The following is a 15,781-nucleotide window of genomic DNA, read 5'->3' as shown; positions in this document are numbered from 1 at the left end:
TGATCGCCCGACCGAGTGACCACCCTGGCGTGTCCGATTCGTGCGGACTAGGCAAGGGGCATGCGCCCCGTCCCCGCACTCTCGCTCGTCCTGTCCGCGGCCGCACTGGCCCTGACCGCCGGCGCCGGGCCGGCCACCGCCGTCCCCGGCTCCCGGGTCCACGTGATCACCGCCAAGAGCGGTCTCACGAGTTACAAACCCGAACTGGTGCCGCCCGGCGCCCGCGCGCACGTCTTCGGGTTGACGTCCAAGGCCCACGGCACCTCGACCGCGATCCTGGTGACCGGCCTGCTGCCCAACCGTGAATACGGCGCCCACGCCCACACGAAGCCGTGCGGCGCCACCGGCGACCTCGCCGGGCCGCACTACCAGAACGTCGAAGACCCGGTGAAGCCGTCAGTGGACCCGGCCTACGCCAACCCCCGCAACGAGATCTGGCTCGACCTCACCACCGACGCCACCGGCCGCGGCGCCGCCGTGTCCAAAGTGGACTGGACGTTCACCGACCGGCGCGCGAACTCCATCGTGATCCACGAAACGCATACCCACACCCACCCCGGCCACGCCGGGACCGCGGGGGCCCGGCTGGCCTGCGTGACCGTCGGTTTCTAGAAGCCCCAGGTGCGTTCGGGCCGGATCCTGATCCGGACGTTGTACTCCCGGTCGAATTTCGGGACGTCGTAGTCGATCGCCGGGTAGTGCTTCTCGTACTTGTCGAGGAAGCCGGGCTGCTCCGACGCGAGACCGTCCGGCAGGATCTCGGCCTTGCCGCCGATCACCAGGATCGAGCCCCCGTGCTCGTCGCTGTTGAAGTGGAGGCTGACCTCCGGGTTGCCTTCGATGTGGCGGGTCTTCGCCGTGTCCGGCTGGCTGAAGACGATGATGTCGTCACCGTCGAGCACGAACCACACCGGGCGGGGCGAAGGGCGGCCCTTGGGGCTGATCGTGGTCAGCCAGGCGACGTTCTCCTTCGCCCGCTCGGCGAGCCGTGGGTCGGGTTGGTAGGTCATGAACCGACCAACCACGACCCGGCGGCATTTCTTCCTCGTCCGCTCAGCGGGAGGCGACGAGTTTCGCGTACCGCGTCCCGGCGCCGAGCAGCACCAGCCCGGCGATGAGGAAGGCGGCGACCCTGGCCAGGCCGTCCAGCGCGGCGAGGTCGAACAGCACCAGCTTCAGCACCGCCGCGCCGACCAGCACGAAGCCGATCACCCGCAGGTTGACCGCGGAGATGCCGCGGACCAGCAGCACCAGGGCGGCGACCGTCCAGGACACCGTGATCACCACGTGGCCGACCAGGAAACCCGAGCGGCCGGGGACGGCCAGCATCGCGCCGCACAGCACCAGCGCGCCCGCGCCGTAGAGCCCGCAGACCCCGGCGAAGAGCCACGGCACCACGTTCTCCGCCGCGGCCTTGAACAGCCCGAGCCGGTGCGCGACCCACGGAAGCGTGATCGAGACGGCCAGGATGGCGAGGGCCACCAGCAGGGCGGCGGCGAGGTCGGCGTCCGGGCGGTTGCGGATCAGGAAGAAGAGCGTCGGCGGGACGTCGAAGACCAGCGCGATCATGCCGCCGATGACGGCGAAGCCGAGGCCGCCGAAGAGGGCGACGTGCTTCTTCGTCCACAGCGCCACAAGCGCCAGCAGGACCCCTTCGCCGATGAGGATCGCCGACTGGGCACTGCCGTCGAACAGCGTCATCGTCGTCTGCAAGGCCGCGACGAGCCCGGCGGCGCCGGCGAGCTCACCCGTCCAGCCGTCGAGCCACTTCCCGACGGCCCACACCGCGAGCAGCACCAGCGCGACCGACGCCGTGACCAGTACGGCCGGGGTCTTCGGCAGGAACAAGGCGGCGAGCAGCGAAGGCGCGGGGGCGAAGGCGAGCAGGACGAGCGCGGCGGCGTCACCCGGCCGCTTGGCGGTGACGATCAAGGCAAGCGCGAGTCCCACGCCTCCCACGGCCAGCGCGGCGGCGGTGTTGGCCGTGCTGCCGCCGAAACCGGTGAACGCCGTGCTGAAGACCGACGCGACCAGCGGCGGGATCCCCGCCGCGACCGCGACCGACGGCCACGACTGGCGTAGCTGCACCGGCGTCGAAGCGACCTGGACGACGAGCAGGAACGCGACCAGTTGCGCGGTGAAACCCTGCGTGATGATCGGCGCGCAGACCACACAGCCGAGCACGACGGCCGTCGCGAGCAGCGACGACTTCCACCGCACGGCCAGCAGCAACCCGCCGACCGCGATCAGCAGCCCGAGCGCGAGACCGGCGTAGGCCGGGAGGTACTCGTACATCGTCGTCGCGGCGATGGCGTCGAGGTACAGCGCGCCGATACCGGTGGCGGCGAGCGCGAACGCACCCGTGCGGCCCGCCGGCGTGCGGTGCAGCCTCAGGCCGATGCCGACCAGCGCGGCGCCGAGCACGGCGCCGCCGATCACTCGCGGCAACGGGCCGAACCAGCCACGCTGGATCGCGAGCACGAGGAACAGCACGATGCCGAGCAGCGTGACCGCGCCGCCGATCCAGGCCAGCAGCCTGCTGCCCGCGCCTTCCTTGCCGAGCTTCTCGGCGAGGGACACCTTCGGGGCGGGCTGGTACGGGCGGTACGGCTGCTGATACTGCTGGCGGTACTGCTGCTGTTGCTGCCACTGCGCGTACTGGGCCTGCTGGTATTGCTGCTGGTAGTGGGCGTGCTGGGGGTGCTGATATTGGGGGTGGGGGTACGGCTGCTGCGGGACCTGCGGTTGCGGGGGCTGCTGGGCCTGAGGCGGCACCTGGGGTGCGGGCTGCTCGGCTTGCGGCTGCTCGGGCACCTGCGGTTGAGCCTGGGCCTGTTCGGTCTTCGGTGCCTGCTGCTCGGCCTGGTCAGGCGCCTCTTCGTGCTTCGGTTCCGCCGCGGACTGGACGGTCCGCAGCTCCGTGCCGACCCGCGCGAGGCGGGCCCCAAGGTCGTCGATCTCCCCGGCGAGCCTGAGGAGCACATCCCCATCGGTGGTCATGGCGATCAGCATGCGGCCTGCACGCCCCTGGGGGATCCGTAGCACTACTCAATCGTGATGACGATGTGGTCGCGACCTGCAAGATCATCGCGATCGGGCCCACACGCGGAGCGCCCCGCAGGCGGTCGGCGTTCTCACAAGGAACCAGCCCGCCTCCATAGGCCTACCGCGATGCGCGGCCGCAAAGAGACACCCTTTTCCATCCCATCTCGGGAGATGTCTAGCCCGCCCTTGACGCTTGCGTCTACCCCTGCCTAGACATACGCTGCGAGAAGACGAGAGGTCATCAAGAAGATCGCTGTCGCCGCCAGGCGGCAACGCGCGGCATGGATCTTGGAACGGGAAGGCGCCAACCACACCATCTACACCTTGAACGGCGTGGTGGTGCCCATTCCGCGCCATACCGAACTGGGCGAGATCTTCGCCATCGACATCTTCAAGGAGTGCGAGGGCGTCCTCGGGAAGGGATGGTGGAAGAAGTGAAGACCTATCACGCAGAAGTCACTCGCGATGGCAAGTTCTGGCTCATCCGCGTCCGCGAGATCGACCGCTCCACCCAGGCTCTCCGTTACAAGGACGTCGTGACGATGGCCAACGAGCTCATCGAAATCATGGACGGCGTCAAGGACGACGAGTACGACCTGCATCTTGACGTGCACCTGCCGAGTTCGGTGAAGGACCATCAAGCCCGCGCCGAGGTCCTGCGCGAAGAGGCTCAACGCAAGCAAGCCGAAGCGGCCGCAGAACACCGTGCGGCGGTTCAAGAACTGCTCGCCCTTGGCGTTTCACAACGCGAAGCGGGTGAGGTGCTCGGCATGTCCTTCCAGCGAGTCAGCCAGTTGGCGAAGTCGTCCTGACAAGACGCGGTGTCGCTGGTCGGCCGATGGTCCCCACGGATCACTCATAACGCCGCGGGCGCCGCGCGAGTCGCAAGGCCAGGTGCACCCGAGGAATACCGGGACCCGGCCTTACGCATGGCCTTGCGGATAGTCGACCACTGTGTGGATTTCGGGACATCTGACGTCCCAAAATCCACACGGTCCACGCAGGGAGCCGAATGTCGGCCACGGGGTACCGGAAGTTTCTCCATACTGGCCGGATGAACCCCGGCGAAACGCTCCTCAGCACGTCGCGCACCTTCCAACTGTGGCGATACGGAGTCGGACACTCGGAGTTGTTCCTCCGATCCGGGTTCAGGCCAGAGAACGAGCCTGTCGAGCTCTACTTCGAAGGCGTTCGATCGATGCGGTTCGACGACCTCACTTTTCCCGAACTGACCGTATGGAGGGACGAAGACGTGACCGTCGAGAGCGACACGGCCCGCTTCCACCGCCTGCGGATCGAGCTGAGATCACCGAAACACACGGGTGCGGTCGTGGCCAGCCGCTTGACCTACATCGACGGGACCTACCCCGACGGGCAGATGAGATGGACGGTGATCGCCCCTCCCGGCGAGGAGATCGGCGGCGGAACCCAGCCCACCTGCACGTGACAGACACCACAGGCGACAATGGAGGACGTGACAGCCACCCTGAGCAAGCCCAGCCTGAAGATCGGCCCCTACGAGGTCGATCCGCCGGTCGTGCTCGCTCCCATGGCGGGCATCACCAACGTCGCCTTCCGGCAGCTGTGCCAGGAGTACGGCGCCGGCATCTACGTCTGCGAGATGATCACCGCCCGCGCGGTGGTCGAACGCCACCCCGGCACCATGCACATGATGACCTTCGGCGAGAACGAAAAGCCCAGGTCCATGCAGCTTTACGGGGTCGACCCCAAAACCATGGCCGAGGCCGTCCGCATCATCACCGGAGAAGGGCTCGCCGACCACATCGACAGCAACTTCGGCTGTCCGGTGGCGAAGGTGACCCGTAAGGGCGGCGGCGCGGCGTTGCCGTTCAAGCGCAAGCTCTTCGCCGACATCGTGCGCGAGTCGGCGAAGGCCGCGGCCGAGGCGGGGGTGCCGTTCACGGTCAAGTTCCGGGTGGGTATCGACGACGACCACCTCACGTACCTCGACGCCGGGCGGATCGCCGAGGCGGAGGGCGCGGCGGCGGTCAGCCTGCACGCGCGCACGGCCGCGCAGCGCTACTCCGGCCAGGCCGACTGGACGAAGATCGCGGCCCTCAAGGAAGCGGTCACCAGCATTCCGGTGCTCGGCAACGGCGACATCTTCTCCGCCGAGGACGCGTTGCGCATGGTCGACGAGACCGGCTGCGACGGTGTCGTGGTCGGGCGCGGTTGCCTGGGCAGGCCCTGGCTGTTCGGCGAGCTCGAAGCGGCCTTCGCCGGGCGCCCACAGCCGACGCCGCCGAATCTCGGCGAGGTCGCGAAGGTGCTGCGCCGCCACACCGAACTGCTCGTCGAGCACGACGGCCACGACAAGGCCATGCGCGACATCCGCAAGCACATGGCGTGGTACTTCATGGGGTTCCCGGTCGGTTCCGAGCTGCGACGCGGTTTCGCGATGCTGTCCAGCATGGACGAGCTCGACGATCTCATCGCCAAGCTCGACCACGACGCCCCGTTCCCCAGCGCCGCCACCGGTCCGCGCGGGCGGCAGGGCTCGCCGGGCAAGGTCACGCTGCCGCACGGCTGGCTCGACGACCCGGACGACGACTGCGTCCCCGAGACCGAGGACATGCATTCGGGCGGCTGAAACGAAAACGCTCCCGCCGGGCGGCGGGAGCGTCTCGTTCACGACTCAGGTTCCCCTGGTCTTGTAGGCGAACTTCCACTGGTCGTGGTCGACCTCGAAGCACCGCATGGTGATCGTGTAATACCGGGCCATGTTGCTCTGCTCGACGAGACACGCCTCGTAGGTCGGGTACGGCCCGAGATGACAACCCGGGTTGCCGTCGCAGACCCCGAGCACCGAAACCGGTGCCTCCTGCGCGACCGCGACATTCGCCGCGGTGATACCGATTCCGCCCACGAGCGCGACGGAAGCGGCGCCGACAGCGAGCCGGCGCCTCCAACTGTTCGACATGTGACACCCCAGTTTCCCCAGTGCGGCCGAAGATCGGCAGCGCGCCCATTAGACGATCAAGGAACACTCGTCGTCAATCCCTTGCCGCCTGCCGGAAACCGGAGACCCGTAAAGTCGGCGTCGTGATCGAGCAGCTGAGCATCCCCACCGCGGCCGGTTCCTTCGACGCCATCGCGGCCGGCCCCGAAGACGGCCGCCCTGTCCTGCTGCTGCACGGCTTTCCCGAGGCCGCGGTCGAATGGGAGCACCAGGTCGCAACGCTCGGCGTGCTCGGCTATCGCGCGGTGGCCCCGGATCAGCGCGGTTACTCGCCGGACGTCCGGCCGGAACAGGCGTCCGAGTACGGGATCGACGACCTCGTCGGCGACGTCATCGCGATCGCGGATCGCTTGGGGTGGAACGAATTCGACCTCGTCGGACACGATTGGGGCGGCGCTGTCGCGTGGTGGACGGCCGACGCGCATCCCGGCAGGCTCCGCAGTCTCGCGGTGATTTCGACGCCGCATCCGGCGGCGCTGGCGGAGGCCATGAAGACCGACGAGGACCAGCATCTCCGGTCGGCGTACATGACCGAATGGCGGCAGACCCGGGTCACCGAGCGGCGGATGCTCGAGAACAACGCCGACGCCCTGCGCCGTATGTTCGACTGGAAGGTGCCGCCGAGCAAGGTCGACGAGTACGTCCAGCGCCTGTCCGAGCCGGGCGCGCTGACCGCCGCGCTCAACTGGTACCGCGCCGGCCGCCCCGGCGGGAAGATCGGCCCGATCGAGGTGCCGACGCTCTACATCTGGAGCACCGAGGACGCCGCCTTCGGCTCGACGGCCGCGCTCGACACCGCGAACCGGGTCACCGGCTCGTACCGCTTCGAGATGATCGAGGACGTCTCCCACTGGGTGGTGGAGGAGGCGCCCGAGGCCGTCACTTCTTTGCTCGTGGAGCACCTTTCATCCCACTAACAGGGGTAACTCTGGTCGCGGTACCGGTTACAGCGAGCCTGCTGGTTCAGTGGGGCGGATGAACAACATGACCGAAGTGGACACCGAACGCATCGTCTACGTCACCGAGGACGGCGAGCCGACCGGTGAAACCGCGCCCAAGCTGGCCGCCCACCACGAGCACACCCGCCTGCATCTGGCGTTCTCCTGCTATCTGCTGCGCAGCAGCGACCAGGCCCTCCTGATCACCAGCCGCGCCGCCACCAAGAAGGTGTGGCCCCGGGTGTGGACCAACAGTGTCTGCGGGCATCCCGCACCGGGTGAACCGATCGAGGAGGCCGTCCGGCGCCGGGCCGCCTTCGAGCTCGGCTTGCCCCGGCTGAACGGGCTCAGGTGCGTCCTTCCGGCGTATCGCTACTCGACGCCGCCGTTCGAAGGCGTGGTCGAGAACGAGTTCTGCCCGGTGTTCGTCGCCTGGGTCGACGAAGATCCGGAACCGCATCCGGACGAGGTCGGCGACTGGCGCTGGCTGAGCTGGAATGATTACGCACTGTTGCTGAATGACGATGTGACTGACGTGAGTTACTGGGCGAAAGATCAGTTTTCGCAGCTCAAAGACGCCGAGCCCTTTTCGTCCTTACAGAACGGAACTCCGGTGCGTGACAATGGCGCCGAACCGTCGTCCTCTTGAGCGATATTCGCTTTGGCCCGTACTCATACCTCAAGACATCCCTCCTATACGACGAAAACCAATTCGTGGCGGAGGTGAGCGTGGCAGCCGACGACGAGGCCGCGCTCCCACCGGGCGCGCCGACCACCGATCTGCTCACCTTGCATGAGTCGATCGCGCGAGTCCTTGCCACGCAGGGTGATTGGCGCCGCGCGTACCACCACCTCAGTTCCGCTTTGGATCTCGCCAGGGCGGGCAGCCTGCGCGACACTTTGACGTCCAGTTACAACCGCCGCTACCTCGATCAGTGGCTGCACGGCCCGGCCGTCGACCACCGCGGCCCGCCCGGTGTGGCCATCGCTTTGGTGGACTTGGACCTGTTCAAGGACGTCAATGACACGTTCGGGCATCTGGTCGGCGACCGGGTGCTCCGCGAGGTGGCCGAGCTTTTGCAGCAAGGACTTCCACCCGAGGCGTTCTGCGCCCGCTACGGCGGCGAGGAGTTCGCGCTCGTCATCCCCGACGTCGACGCCGCCCGCGCCGTGCGCATCGCCGACACCGCCCGTATCCGGGTGGCCCGCCATCCGTGGCGCCGGATCCGTCCCGGTCTCTCGGTGACGATCAGCGTGGGGCTCGCGCACGAAAGCCGCGCGGAGCCGGATATCGGGGCGGAACCGGAACGGCAGTTGCGGAGCGCCGACGCTTTGTTGTATATGGCGAAACGGGCCGGGCGAAACAAAGTGGCCTATCAGGACGCGGAATCGTCGGGGACGATTCCGCAGCCGATGAACGCGGCCGAGTCCGCCGGCGCCTAGGTACTACTCGCCGCCACTCACACAGTCAAGCGTCGCACTCTGTGTAGTGGTTTCGGTCCTTTTAACGCAGCTTTAACCACGACCGCTCACCCGATCGCATGGACCGTTCGGCGCTTCTCGGTACCTTGAGTGAAGAAAATTCCGGGATGGTTGTCGTCACGAACCCGAGGTGTCCGTACGATAACGAAAGAGCTTCGACGAGTCGTGAAAGGAGACCGAGTGCCCGACGAGCACCACAACCCGGGGACCGGTCGCCACAGTCACACCGACAGGAGCGCCGGTGAGCGCGGTCGCAGGGCCCGACGCCGCTCGATGGACACCCACGGCGGTATCAGCGTTTCGGACGTTGTCGCACGTCACACCGGTGAACGCCCGGTCTTCGATCCCACCGCCGAGGCACCGGCCCCGCGCCGCCTCCGGCAGAGCGAACCGGCGCCCGAGCCGCCGAGACCCGGTGTGCGCGCCGCTCGGACGGAGCCGCCCGCACCGCGTCGTCCCCGCTCGGCGGCTCCCGTCGAAAGCCCGGCGCCCGCGCCTCGCGCGGCCACCCCCGCCACGCCGCGGGCACAGACGCCGCCGCGGAATCCGCAGCCCACCGAGGCTTCGCGTCCGCCTCGCGCGCGTCAGCCGCGCCGCACTTCACAGGCCGCGCCCAGCCCCGAAGCCCCGACGCAGCGCCGTCCGCCGTTGGTGAACCCGGGCGCGCAGCAGCAGCCCGCGGCCCCGCCGCCTCCGCGTCGTCCCCGCCGCCCGATGCAGCGGCCGGTGCAGCAGGCGCCGATCCCGCCCAGGTCCGAAATGGACCGGCTCACGATGACCGACGAGCTCGAGGCGATCGACGACGCGACGATCACCAAGCGCAAGATCGACCACACGCTGGCCCGGTTCTCCGCCGCGCACGACGAGCTCGAAGCCGAAGAGGCCAAGAAACGCGAGCGCCGTGAACGGCTCGCCGCCCGCCCCGCCGCGCTGCTGGAGCAGACCCGCACGGCGCTGCAGCGGGTGGTCACGACCACCGATTCCGCGCCGGCGGAAGCCGCCGAGGAGTCGGCCCCGCAGACCCGTCTGCAGGAGAAGAAGGAACGCAAGACCAGGCAGACGGCCAAGGCGGGACGGATCGCCGCCGCCGTGGTCGCCGCGCTCGTGTTCCTTTCCATCGGCTCGGCGTGGGGCGCCCAGACCTGGTTCGACGCGAAGTTCAACACCGTCGCTTCGCTCGACGAAGACTCGGCCGACATCCAGGACGCCGCGGGCCAGACCGGCGACGAGAACTTCCTGATGGTCGGTTCTGACACCCGTGACGGCGCGGCCGCCGAAGACGGCGTCGGCGACGCCGACGGCACCCCGGGCGCCCGTTCGGACACGGTCATGATCGCGCACGTCCCCGCCGACCGGCAGCGCGTCGTCATGGTCTCCTTCCCGCGCGACCTCGAGATCAACCGGCCCGAATGCAAGCGCTGGGACCCGGCGACGTCGTCGTACTCGGAGGAGTCCGCGCCGGCGCAGAAGATCGCGAAGCTGAACACGGCCTACGCGGTCGGCGGCCCGCAGTGCGTCACGAAGGTCATCCAGCAGATCACCGGCATGAAGATGAACCACTTCGTCGGGATCGACTTCAACGGCTTCAAATCCATGGTCGACGCCGTGCAGGGCGTCACCGTGTACAACGAGAAACCGGTCGACGACACCACGCTCGGCATGATCATCCCGCAGGCAGGCGAGGTCCGGATCTCCGGCGACCAGGCGCTGAACTACGTCCGGGCGCGGCACGTCAAGGGCGATCCGACGTCGGACTACGGCCGGATCAAACGGCAGCAGGCCTTCCTCGGCGCGCTGTTGAAGACGGTGATGTCGAAGGACGTCATCCTGGACACCGGCAAGCTCAGCGGGTTCATCGACGCGTTCGCCAAAGCCACCTTCGGCGAGAACATCGGCATCAACCAGATGATGACGCTGGCGAAGTCGATGCGTGGGATGGGTTCGGACAAGGTCAAGTTCCTCACCGTGCCCACCACCGAAGAGGCGAACAAGCGCGGCAACGAGGTGTTGGTGCAGAGCCGGGCGAAGGCCGTCTTCGACGCGCTGATCAACAACACCCCGCTGGAAGAGAAGGCGCCGGCGCCGCCCGCGAGCGACACAGCGCCCGCTCCGACCAGCTCCGCCAAATCCGGCGGCGCCAAAAAGAGCAGCAGCTCAGGCTGAGGAGCATTCGTTAGTCCGGGTTCACGTCAGGTTCACTCTGGGATGCGGCTTTTGGACCCTGTTGCCCGTAGGGTTGGGCCATGCGTGAGGCTTACCATGTCGAACTCGAACAGCTCGCCGAGAACCTAGCGAGCATGTCGCTCCAGGTCGCCGACGCGATGGAGCGGGCGACCCGGGCGTTGCTCGAGGTCGATCTCGGACTCGCCGAGCAGGTGATCAGCGACGACGCGAAGGTCGACGACGCGCGCGCCGAATGCGAGGAGCAGGCGTACGCGCTGCTGGCCCTGCAGGCACCCGTCGCGACCGACCTGCGGACCGTCCTCGCCGCGATCCACGCGGCGGAGAGCCTGGAGCGGATGGGCGATCTGGCGCTGCACGTGGCCAAGGCCGCGCGCCGCCGTCACCCGGACCCCGTGCTCCCCGAAGAGGTGAAGGCGGACTTCGCCAAGATGGGCGAGGTCGGCGTCAGCCTGGCCCGCCAGGTCGAGCAGGTCATCAAGTCCAAGGACGTCGAGGCCGCCCGCACGATCGAGTCGGACGACGACGAGGTCGACGAGATCCACAAGCACCTGTTCACGGTCATCATGGACCGGAACTGGGACCACGGCGTCGCCGCGGCCGTGGACGTCACCCTGCTGGGCCGCTTCTACGAGCGCTTCGCCGACCACGCCGTCTCGGTCGCGCGCCGGATGATCTTCGTGGTGACCGGCAAGATGCCCGGCTACGGACCCGACGAGCTGTAAGGGACCTTCGCTCTGTGGCCAAGGGGCCCTTCACCGCATCTCACGCGGTGAAGGGCCCCTTCGTCTTCTTACGGCAGGCTCACGACCACCGGGACCGATGTCGGTCGTTTCGCGTGTCGTCCATCCAGACACACGTGGCGTCCGCCCAGACACACCTGGCGGCCGTCCAGACACACGCGACGTCCGCCCAGTCACGCGAGATGTCCCCAGCCGCCCGCGCGCGTCCGGCACCTGTGCACCGCACCGCGGGAACGCGTTGCGAAAGCCACTTTCGCAACCTTCAACGTTGCGAAAGCCACTTTCGCAACGTCCGCCCGCCCCAGCCCCGCCCCAGCCTCGCCCCAAGCGCGTGAAGGCCCCCTTCCCTCGGCTCAGCCGAGGGAAGGGGGCCTTCACGCGCAAAAGAGAGAGACTCAGCCGAAGCGGCCCGAGATGTAGTCCTCGGTCGCCTTCTCGTCCGGGTTCGAGAAGATCTTCTCGGTGTCGTTCAGCTCCACCAGGCGACCCGGCTGGCCGACGCCCGCCAGGTTGAAGAACGCGGTCTGGTCCGAGACCCGCGCCGCCTGCTGCATGTTGTGCGTCACGATGACGATCGTGTACTCCTTCTTGAGCTCACCGATCAGGTCCTCGATGGCGAGCGTCGAGATCGGGTCGAGCGCGGAGCACGGCTCGTCCATCAGCAGCACGTCGGGCCGCACGGCGATCGCCCGCGCGATGCAGAGCCGCTGCTGCTGACCACCGGAGAGGCCGCCGCCCGGCTTGTTCAGCCGGTCCTTGACCTCGTTCCACAGGTTCGCGCCGCGCAGGGCGCGCTCGGCGACCTCGTCGAGTTCCTTCTTGCCCTTGGTGCCGCCGAGGCGCAGCCCCGCCACGACGTTGTCGCGGATGGACATCGTCGGGAACGGGTTGGGCCGCTGGAACACCATGCCGATCGTGCGGCGGACCTGCACCGGGTCGACCCCGGCGCCGTAGATGTCCTCGCCGTCGAGCAGCACCTCACCCTCGACGCGGGCGCCGGGGATGACCTCGTGCATGCGGTTCAGCGTGCGCAGCACCGTCGACTTGCCGCAGCCCGACGGGCCGATGAACGCGGTGACGTTCCGCGGCGGCACCGAGAGGGTGACGCCGTCCACGGCGTGGAATTTGCCGTAGTAGATGTCCACGTCTTTGACGTCGATTCGTTTGGCCATCTCAAACAGCTCACTTCTTCTTCGGGGCGACAAGACGGGCAAAGAGCATGGCGAGGAGGTTCACGATCGCGATGATCAGCACCAGGGTGAGCGCCGCTCCCCAGATCCTGTCGAACGCGACGGTACCTTCGTCGAACGGGTTGCTGACCCGTTCGTTGTTCATCAGAAGCGGCAGAGCGGCCTGCTCGCCACCGAAGATGTCCCAGTTCACGTAGGCCGAGTAGCCCACGAGGACCAGCAGCGGCGCGGTCTCGCCCATGACCCGGGCGAGCGCCATCATGATGCCGCCGATGATGCCGGACAGCGCGGTCGGCAGGACGATCTTCATGATCGTCTTCCACTTCGGCACGCCGAGCGCGTACGAGGCTTCGCGCAGGTCGTCCGGGACGATCCGCAGCATCTCCTCCGAGGAGCGCACGACCACCGGGATCATCAGCAGCACCAGGGCCAGCGACACGGCGAAACCGCTGCGCGGGAGGCCGAACGTGGTGATCCACAGGGCGTAGATGAACAGCGCCGCGACGATCGAGGGGACACCGGAGAGGATGTCCACCATGAACGTGGTGATCTTCGCGAGTTTGCCGCGGCCGTATTCGACCAGGTAGATCGCGACCAGCATGCCGATCGGGACCGCGATGATCGCGCAGACCAGGCCCTGCAGCACCGAGCCGATGACGGCGTGGGCCACGCCGCCGCCGACCTCGTCCGACAGCACCGAGCCGAAGTCCTCGGTCCACCAGTTGCTGTAGGGGATCCGCTTGACACCGTTGATGACCACCGTGGCGAGCAGCCACACCAGCGGCACGACGGCGATCAGGAACGACAGCCAGATCAGCGCCGTGGCGAAGCCGTTCTTGACCTTCCTGGCCATGCTGACCTGCTGGAAGGCGGGGGTGGTGGCGGGGGTCTTCTCGAGCGTGGTGGACATGCTCAGTCCCCCTTCTTGGCGATGACGGATCGCGCGATGAAGTTGACGATGAGCGTCAGCAGGAACAGCACGAGACCCGCCGCGATGTACGCGCCCGCCGAGATCTCGTTGTTGAGTTCCGCGTAGTCCGCCGCGATCTTCGAGGCGAACGTGGCGCCGCCGTCGAAGAGGCTCCAGGTGAACTCGCGGCCGACCGCGCCGGTCAGGATGATCGCGAGCGCGATCGTCTCGCCGAGCGCGCGGCCGAGGCCGAGCATCGAGGCGCCGATGTAACCGGCCTTGCCGAACGGCAGCACCGTGGTGCGGATGACCTCCCAGCGGGTGGCGCCCAGCGCCAGCGCGCCTTCGATGTGCGGGGTGGGGGTCCGCTCGAAGATCTCGCGGGAAAGCGAGGTGATGATCGGCAGGATCATCACGGCGAGCACGATGCCCGCGGTGAAGATGGTGCCGCGCAGGTCCGGCGAGACGTTGCCCGCCGCGAAGAGCGGGATCCACGAGAAGGTCTCGTTGACCCACTTCGAGAAGGGCTCGATCGCCGGCGCGAAGACCATCAGGCCCCACAGGCCGTAGATGATCGAGGGGACCGCGGCGAGCAGGTCGATGACGTACGCGAACGGCCGCGCCAGCCGCTTCGGCGCGTACTGGGTGAGGAACAGCGCGATCCCGAGCGAGATCGGCATGGCGATGATCAGCGCCAGCAGCGACGAGTACACCGTGACCAGCAGCAGGCCCATGATCCCGAAACGCATGTCGTCCGGGGTGGTCTGCCAGACCTGGCTGGTCAGGAAGTTCACGTTGTCGGCCTGGAGCGCCGGGATGGCCTGCACCAGCAGGAACAACCCGATCAGGCCGATCAGCGAGACGACGAAGACGCCGGCTCCGGTGGTCAGGATCTGGAAGATGCGGTCACCGGGTCGCACCGTCCTGGAATTGGGGCTCGCGAGGCGCACCGAGGACTGCTCGGGCGGTGACGCGGCAGATTGCTCCGAAATCGGGTCCTCCGTGAAGGTCTCGCGGACGCCAGAACGCCCACCGGGGTCGCCGGTGGGCGTTCTGGGCGAAGATGAATCGCTCATCGACTACTTCTGTCCAGCCTGTCTTTACCGTTCGACCGGAAGGATCAGGCGATGGCCTTGACGGCGGTCAGGACCTTGTCCTGCAGGCTCTGCGGGATCGGCACGTAGCCCTTCTCCGAAAGCGGCTTCTGACCGTCGGTGGCGGCGACGTTCAGGAAGGCCTTGACGGCCTTGGCGACCTCGGCGTCCGCGTACTTGGAGCACACGATCTCGTAGGTGGCCAGGATGACCGGGTAGGCGCCGGGCACGTTGCTGGAGTAGATCGAGTCCAGGTCGAGGGCCAGGTCGTTCGTGCCCTCCTTCTTGAACTTCGCCGCGTCGAGGGACTTGGCGACGTTCGCCGCGTTGAGCTCGACACCGCCGGAGCCGCTGTCGATGAGGGCGGTGCTGATGCCGTCCTTCGCGAACGCGGACTCGACGTAGGTGATCGCGCCGTCGGCGGACTTCACGGCGTTGGCGACACCGTTGGACTTCTCCGCGCCGTTGCCGACACCGCCGTTGAACTTCTTGCCGTCACCCTGGGTCCAGGCGCCCTTGGACGCGACCTTCAGGTACTTCTGGAAGTTGTCGGTGGTGCCCGACTCGTCGGTGCGCGAGATGACCTGGATGGCCTTGTCCGGCAGGTTCAGGCTCTCGTTGCCCTTGACCGCCTTGATGGCCGGGTCGTTCCACTTGGTGATGCCACCGTTGAAGATCTTGGCGGTGACCTCGGGGGTCAGGGTCAGCTTGTCGACCCCGGAAAGCTTGTAGGCGACGGCGACCGGGCCGACGACGAGCGGGAGGTTCCACGCGTCGGAGGCGCAGCGGGCCTTGGCCTTCTCGGCCTCTTCGTCCTTGAGCGGCGAGTCCGAACCGGCGAAGTCGACCTGGTTCGCGTTGAACTGCTTGATGCCGGCGCCCGAACCGCTCGGGTTGTAGTTCACCTTCTGGCCGGAGCACTTGGCGGCGTAAGCCTGCACGAAGATGTCGATCGCGTTCTTCTGCGCGGACGAGCCCTCGGCCGAAAGGGGGCTCTTGCCACCGCATTCGACGTTCGCCGCGCCGCTGGGGGCGGCGGCGGCACCGGTGCTGCCGGGCTTGGTCGCCGCCGGGTCGGATCCACAGGCGCCGAGCACGAGGGCGGCGGTGGCCACGATGCCGATCGCGCCCGCGGGCCGCATGATCTTCACTGCATTTCCTCCACTGGGAGACTTTCGCCGGATCGGTGGAACGGGAGCGTTCCTTCCGGACCCGGAC

General features: G+C 67.7%; 17 protein-coding genes. 10 read left to right on the top strand and 7 right to left on the bottom strand.

What is annotated here, in order from left to right; genetic code table 11:
- The first annotated feature begins 60 nt into the window (after nt 1–60).
- Nucleotides 61–612: a superoxide dismutase family protein gene (locus H4W30_RS09690; protein ID WP_126737534.1), complete on the top strand. Its 552-nt coding sequence runs from the start codon at nt 61–63 to the stop codon at nt 610–612.
- Here the strand turns inward: H4W30_RS09690 and H4W30_RS09685 are convergent.
- Entirely contained in the window at nt 609–1,010 is a 402-nt protein-coding gene (locus tag H4W30_RS09685) for a TIGR03667 family PPOX class F420-dependent oxidoreductase (RefSeq protein ID WP_192742578.1), read from the bottom strand. The two genes, H4W30_RS09690 and H4W30_RS09685, sit on opposite strands and share 4 nt — an antisense overlap.
- Nucleotides 1,011–1,053: 43 nt before the next feature.
- Nucleotides 1,054–3,012 (bottom strand): DUF2339 domain-containing protein, encoded by a 1,959-nt coding sequence (locus H4W30_RS09680; protein WP_192742577.1) that lies wholly within the window; start codon nt 3,010–3,012, stop codon nt 1,054–1,056.
- Between the two features lie 321 nt (nt 3,013–3,333).
- On the opposite strand from H4W30_RS09680, the gene H4W30_RS09675 reads away from it, so the two are divergent.
- The 4 genes from H4W30_RS09675 (at nt 3,334) to dusB (ending at nt 5,656) form a co-directional block, all read left to right on the top strand.
- A complete protein-coding gene (locus tag H4W30_RS09675) occupies nt 3,334–3,483 on the top strand; it encodes a hypothetical protein (protein ID WP_225949226.1) in 150 nt (49 codons plus the stop codon).
- Complete coding sequence (locus tag H4W30_RS09670) at nt 3,480–3,857, top strand: HicB family toxin-antitoxin system (protein ID WP_192742576.1); 378 nt, start codon at nt 3,480–3,482, stop codon at nt 3,855–3,857. Before H4W30_RS09675 ends, H4W30_RS09670 begins: the two co-directional genes overlap by 4 nt.
- 242 nt (nt 3,858–4,099) lie before the next feature.
- A complete protein-coding gene (locus tag H4W30_RS09665) occupies nt 4,100–4,492 on the top strand; it encodes a hypothetical protein (RefSeq protein WP_192742575.1) in 393 nt (130 codons plus the stop codon).
- Nucleotides 4,493–4,510: 18 nt separating this feature from the next.
- Nucleotides 4,511–5,656, top strand: coding sequence for a tRNA dihydrouridine synthase DusB (dusB, locus tag H4W30_RS09660; RefSeq protein ID WP_192742574.1), 1,146 nt, complete (start codon nt 4,511–4,513; stop codon nt 5,654–5,656).
- A 45-nt stretch (nt 5,657–5,701) separates the two neighbouring features.
- Here the strand turns inward: dusB and H4W30_RS09655 are convergent, their stop codons facing one another.
- On the bottom strand, nt 5,702–5,986 hold the full coding sequence (locus H4W30_RS09655; protein WP_192742573.1) for a hypothetical protein: 285 nt from the start codon (nt 5,984–5,986) through the stop codon (nt 5,702–5,704).
- Between the two features lie 122 nt (nt 5,987–6,108).
- Between H4W30_RS09655 and H4W30_RS09650 the strand changes: the two genes are divergently transcribed.
- The 5 genes from H4W30_RS09650 to phoU all read left to right on the top strand — a co-directional run bounded on the left by H4W30_RS09650 (nt 6,109) and on the right by phoU (nt 11,351).
- The gene (locus tag H4W30_RS09650; RefSeq protein ID WP_192742572.1) at nt 6,109–6,942 is read left to right on the top strand and encodes an alpha/beta fold hydrolase; all 834 of its coding nucleotides are present in this window, start codon (nt 6,109–6,111) and stop codon (nt 6,940–6,942) included.
- Nucleotides 6,943–7,000: 58 nt separating this feature from the next.
- Nucleotides 7,001–7,612 carry an isopentenyl-diphosphate Delta-isomerase gene (gene idi / locus H4W30_RS09645; protein ID WP_126737526.1) on the top strand — a complete coding sequence of 204 codons (612 nt, stop codon included), beginning with the start codon at nt 7,001–7,003 and terminating at the stop codon, nt 7,610–7,612.
- A 65-nt stretch (nt 7,613–7,677) separates the two neighbouring features.
- Nucleotides 7,678–8,406 (top strand): GGDEF domain-containing protein, encoded by a 729-nt coding sequence (locus H4W30_RS09640; RefSeq protein WP_192742571.1) that lies wholly within the window; start codon nt 7,678–7,680, stop codon nt 8,404–8,406.
- A gap of 798 nt (nt 8,407–9,204) precedes the next feature.
- A complete protein-coding gene (locus H4W30_RS09635) occupies nt 9,205–10,608 on the top strand; it encodes an LCP family protein (protein ID WP_192742647.1) in 1,404 nt (467 codons plus the stop codon).
- 80 nt (nt 10,609–10,688) lie between these two features.
- Nucleotides 10,689–11,351 carry a phosphate signaling complex protein PhoU gene (gene phoU / locus H4W30_RS09630; RefSeq protein WP_016337999.1) on the top strand — a complete coding sequence of 221 codons (663 nt, stop codon included), beginning with the start codon at nt 10,689–10,691 and terminating at the stop codon, nt 11,349–11,351.
- Nucleotides 11,352–11,764: 413 nt separating this feature from the next.
- Here the strand turns inward: phoU and pstB are convergent, their stop codons facing one another.
- The 4 genes from pstB to pstS form a co-directional block, all read right to left on the bottom strand.
- Nucleotides 11,765–12,541: a phosphate ABC transporter ATP-binding protein PstB gene (gene pstB / locus H4W30_RS09625; RefSeq protein ID WP_005152681.1), complete on the bottom strand. Its 777-nt coding sequence runs from the start codon at nt 12,539–12,541 to the stop codon at nt 11,765–11,767.
- Nucleotides 12,542–12,551: 10 nt separating this feature from the next.
- The gene (gene pstA / locus H4W30_RS09620) at nt 12,552–13,469 is read right to left on the bottom strand and encodes a phosphate ABC transporter permease PstA (RefSeq protein WP_192742570.1); all 918 of its coding nucleotides are present in this window, start codon (nt 13,467–13,469) and stop codon (nt 12,552–12,554) included.
- Nucleotides 13,470–13,471: 2 nt separating this feature from the next.
- A complete protein-coding gene (pstC, locus tag H4W30_RS09615; RefSeq protein ID WP_192742646.1) occupies nt 13,472–14,389 on the bottom strand; it encodes a phosphate ABC transporter permease subunit PstC in 918 nt (305 codons plus the stop codon).
- A 200-nt stretch (nt 14,390–14,589) separates the two neighbouring features.
- Nucleotides 14,590–15,714 (bottom strand): phosphate ABC transporter substrate-binding protein PstS, encoded by a 1,125-nt coding sequence (gene pstS / locus H4W30_RS09610; protein ID WP_125679659.1) that lies wholly within the window; start codon nt 15,712–15,714, stop codon nt 14,590–14,592.
- Nucleotides 15,715–15,781 lie beyond the last annotated feature (67 nt).

It is taken from the genome of Amycolatopsis roodepoortensis, from assembly GCF_014873915.1.
Lineage (GTDB): Bacteria > Actinomycetota > Actinomycetes > Mycobacteriales > Pseudonocardiaceae > Amycolatopsis > Amycolatopsis roodepoortensis.
Note: the sequence above shows the minus strand (reverse complement) of the source record. Positions and strands in the feature narration are given on the sequence as shown.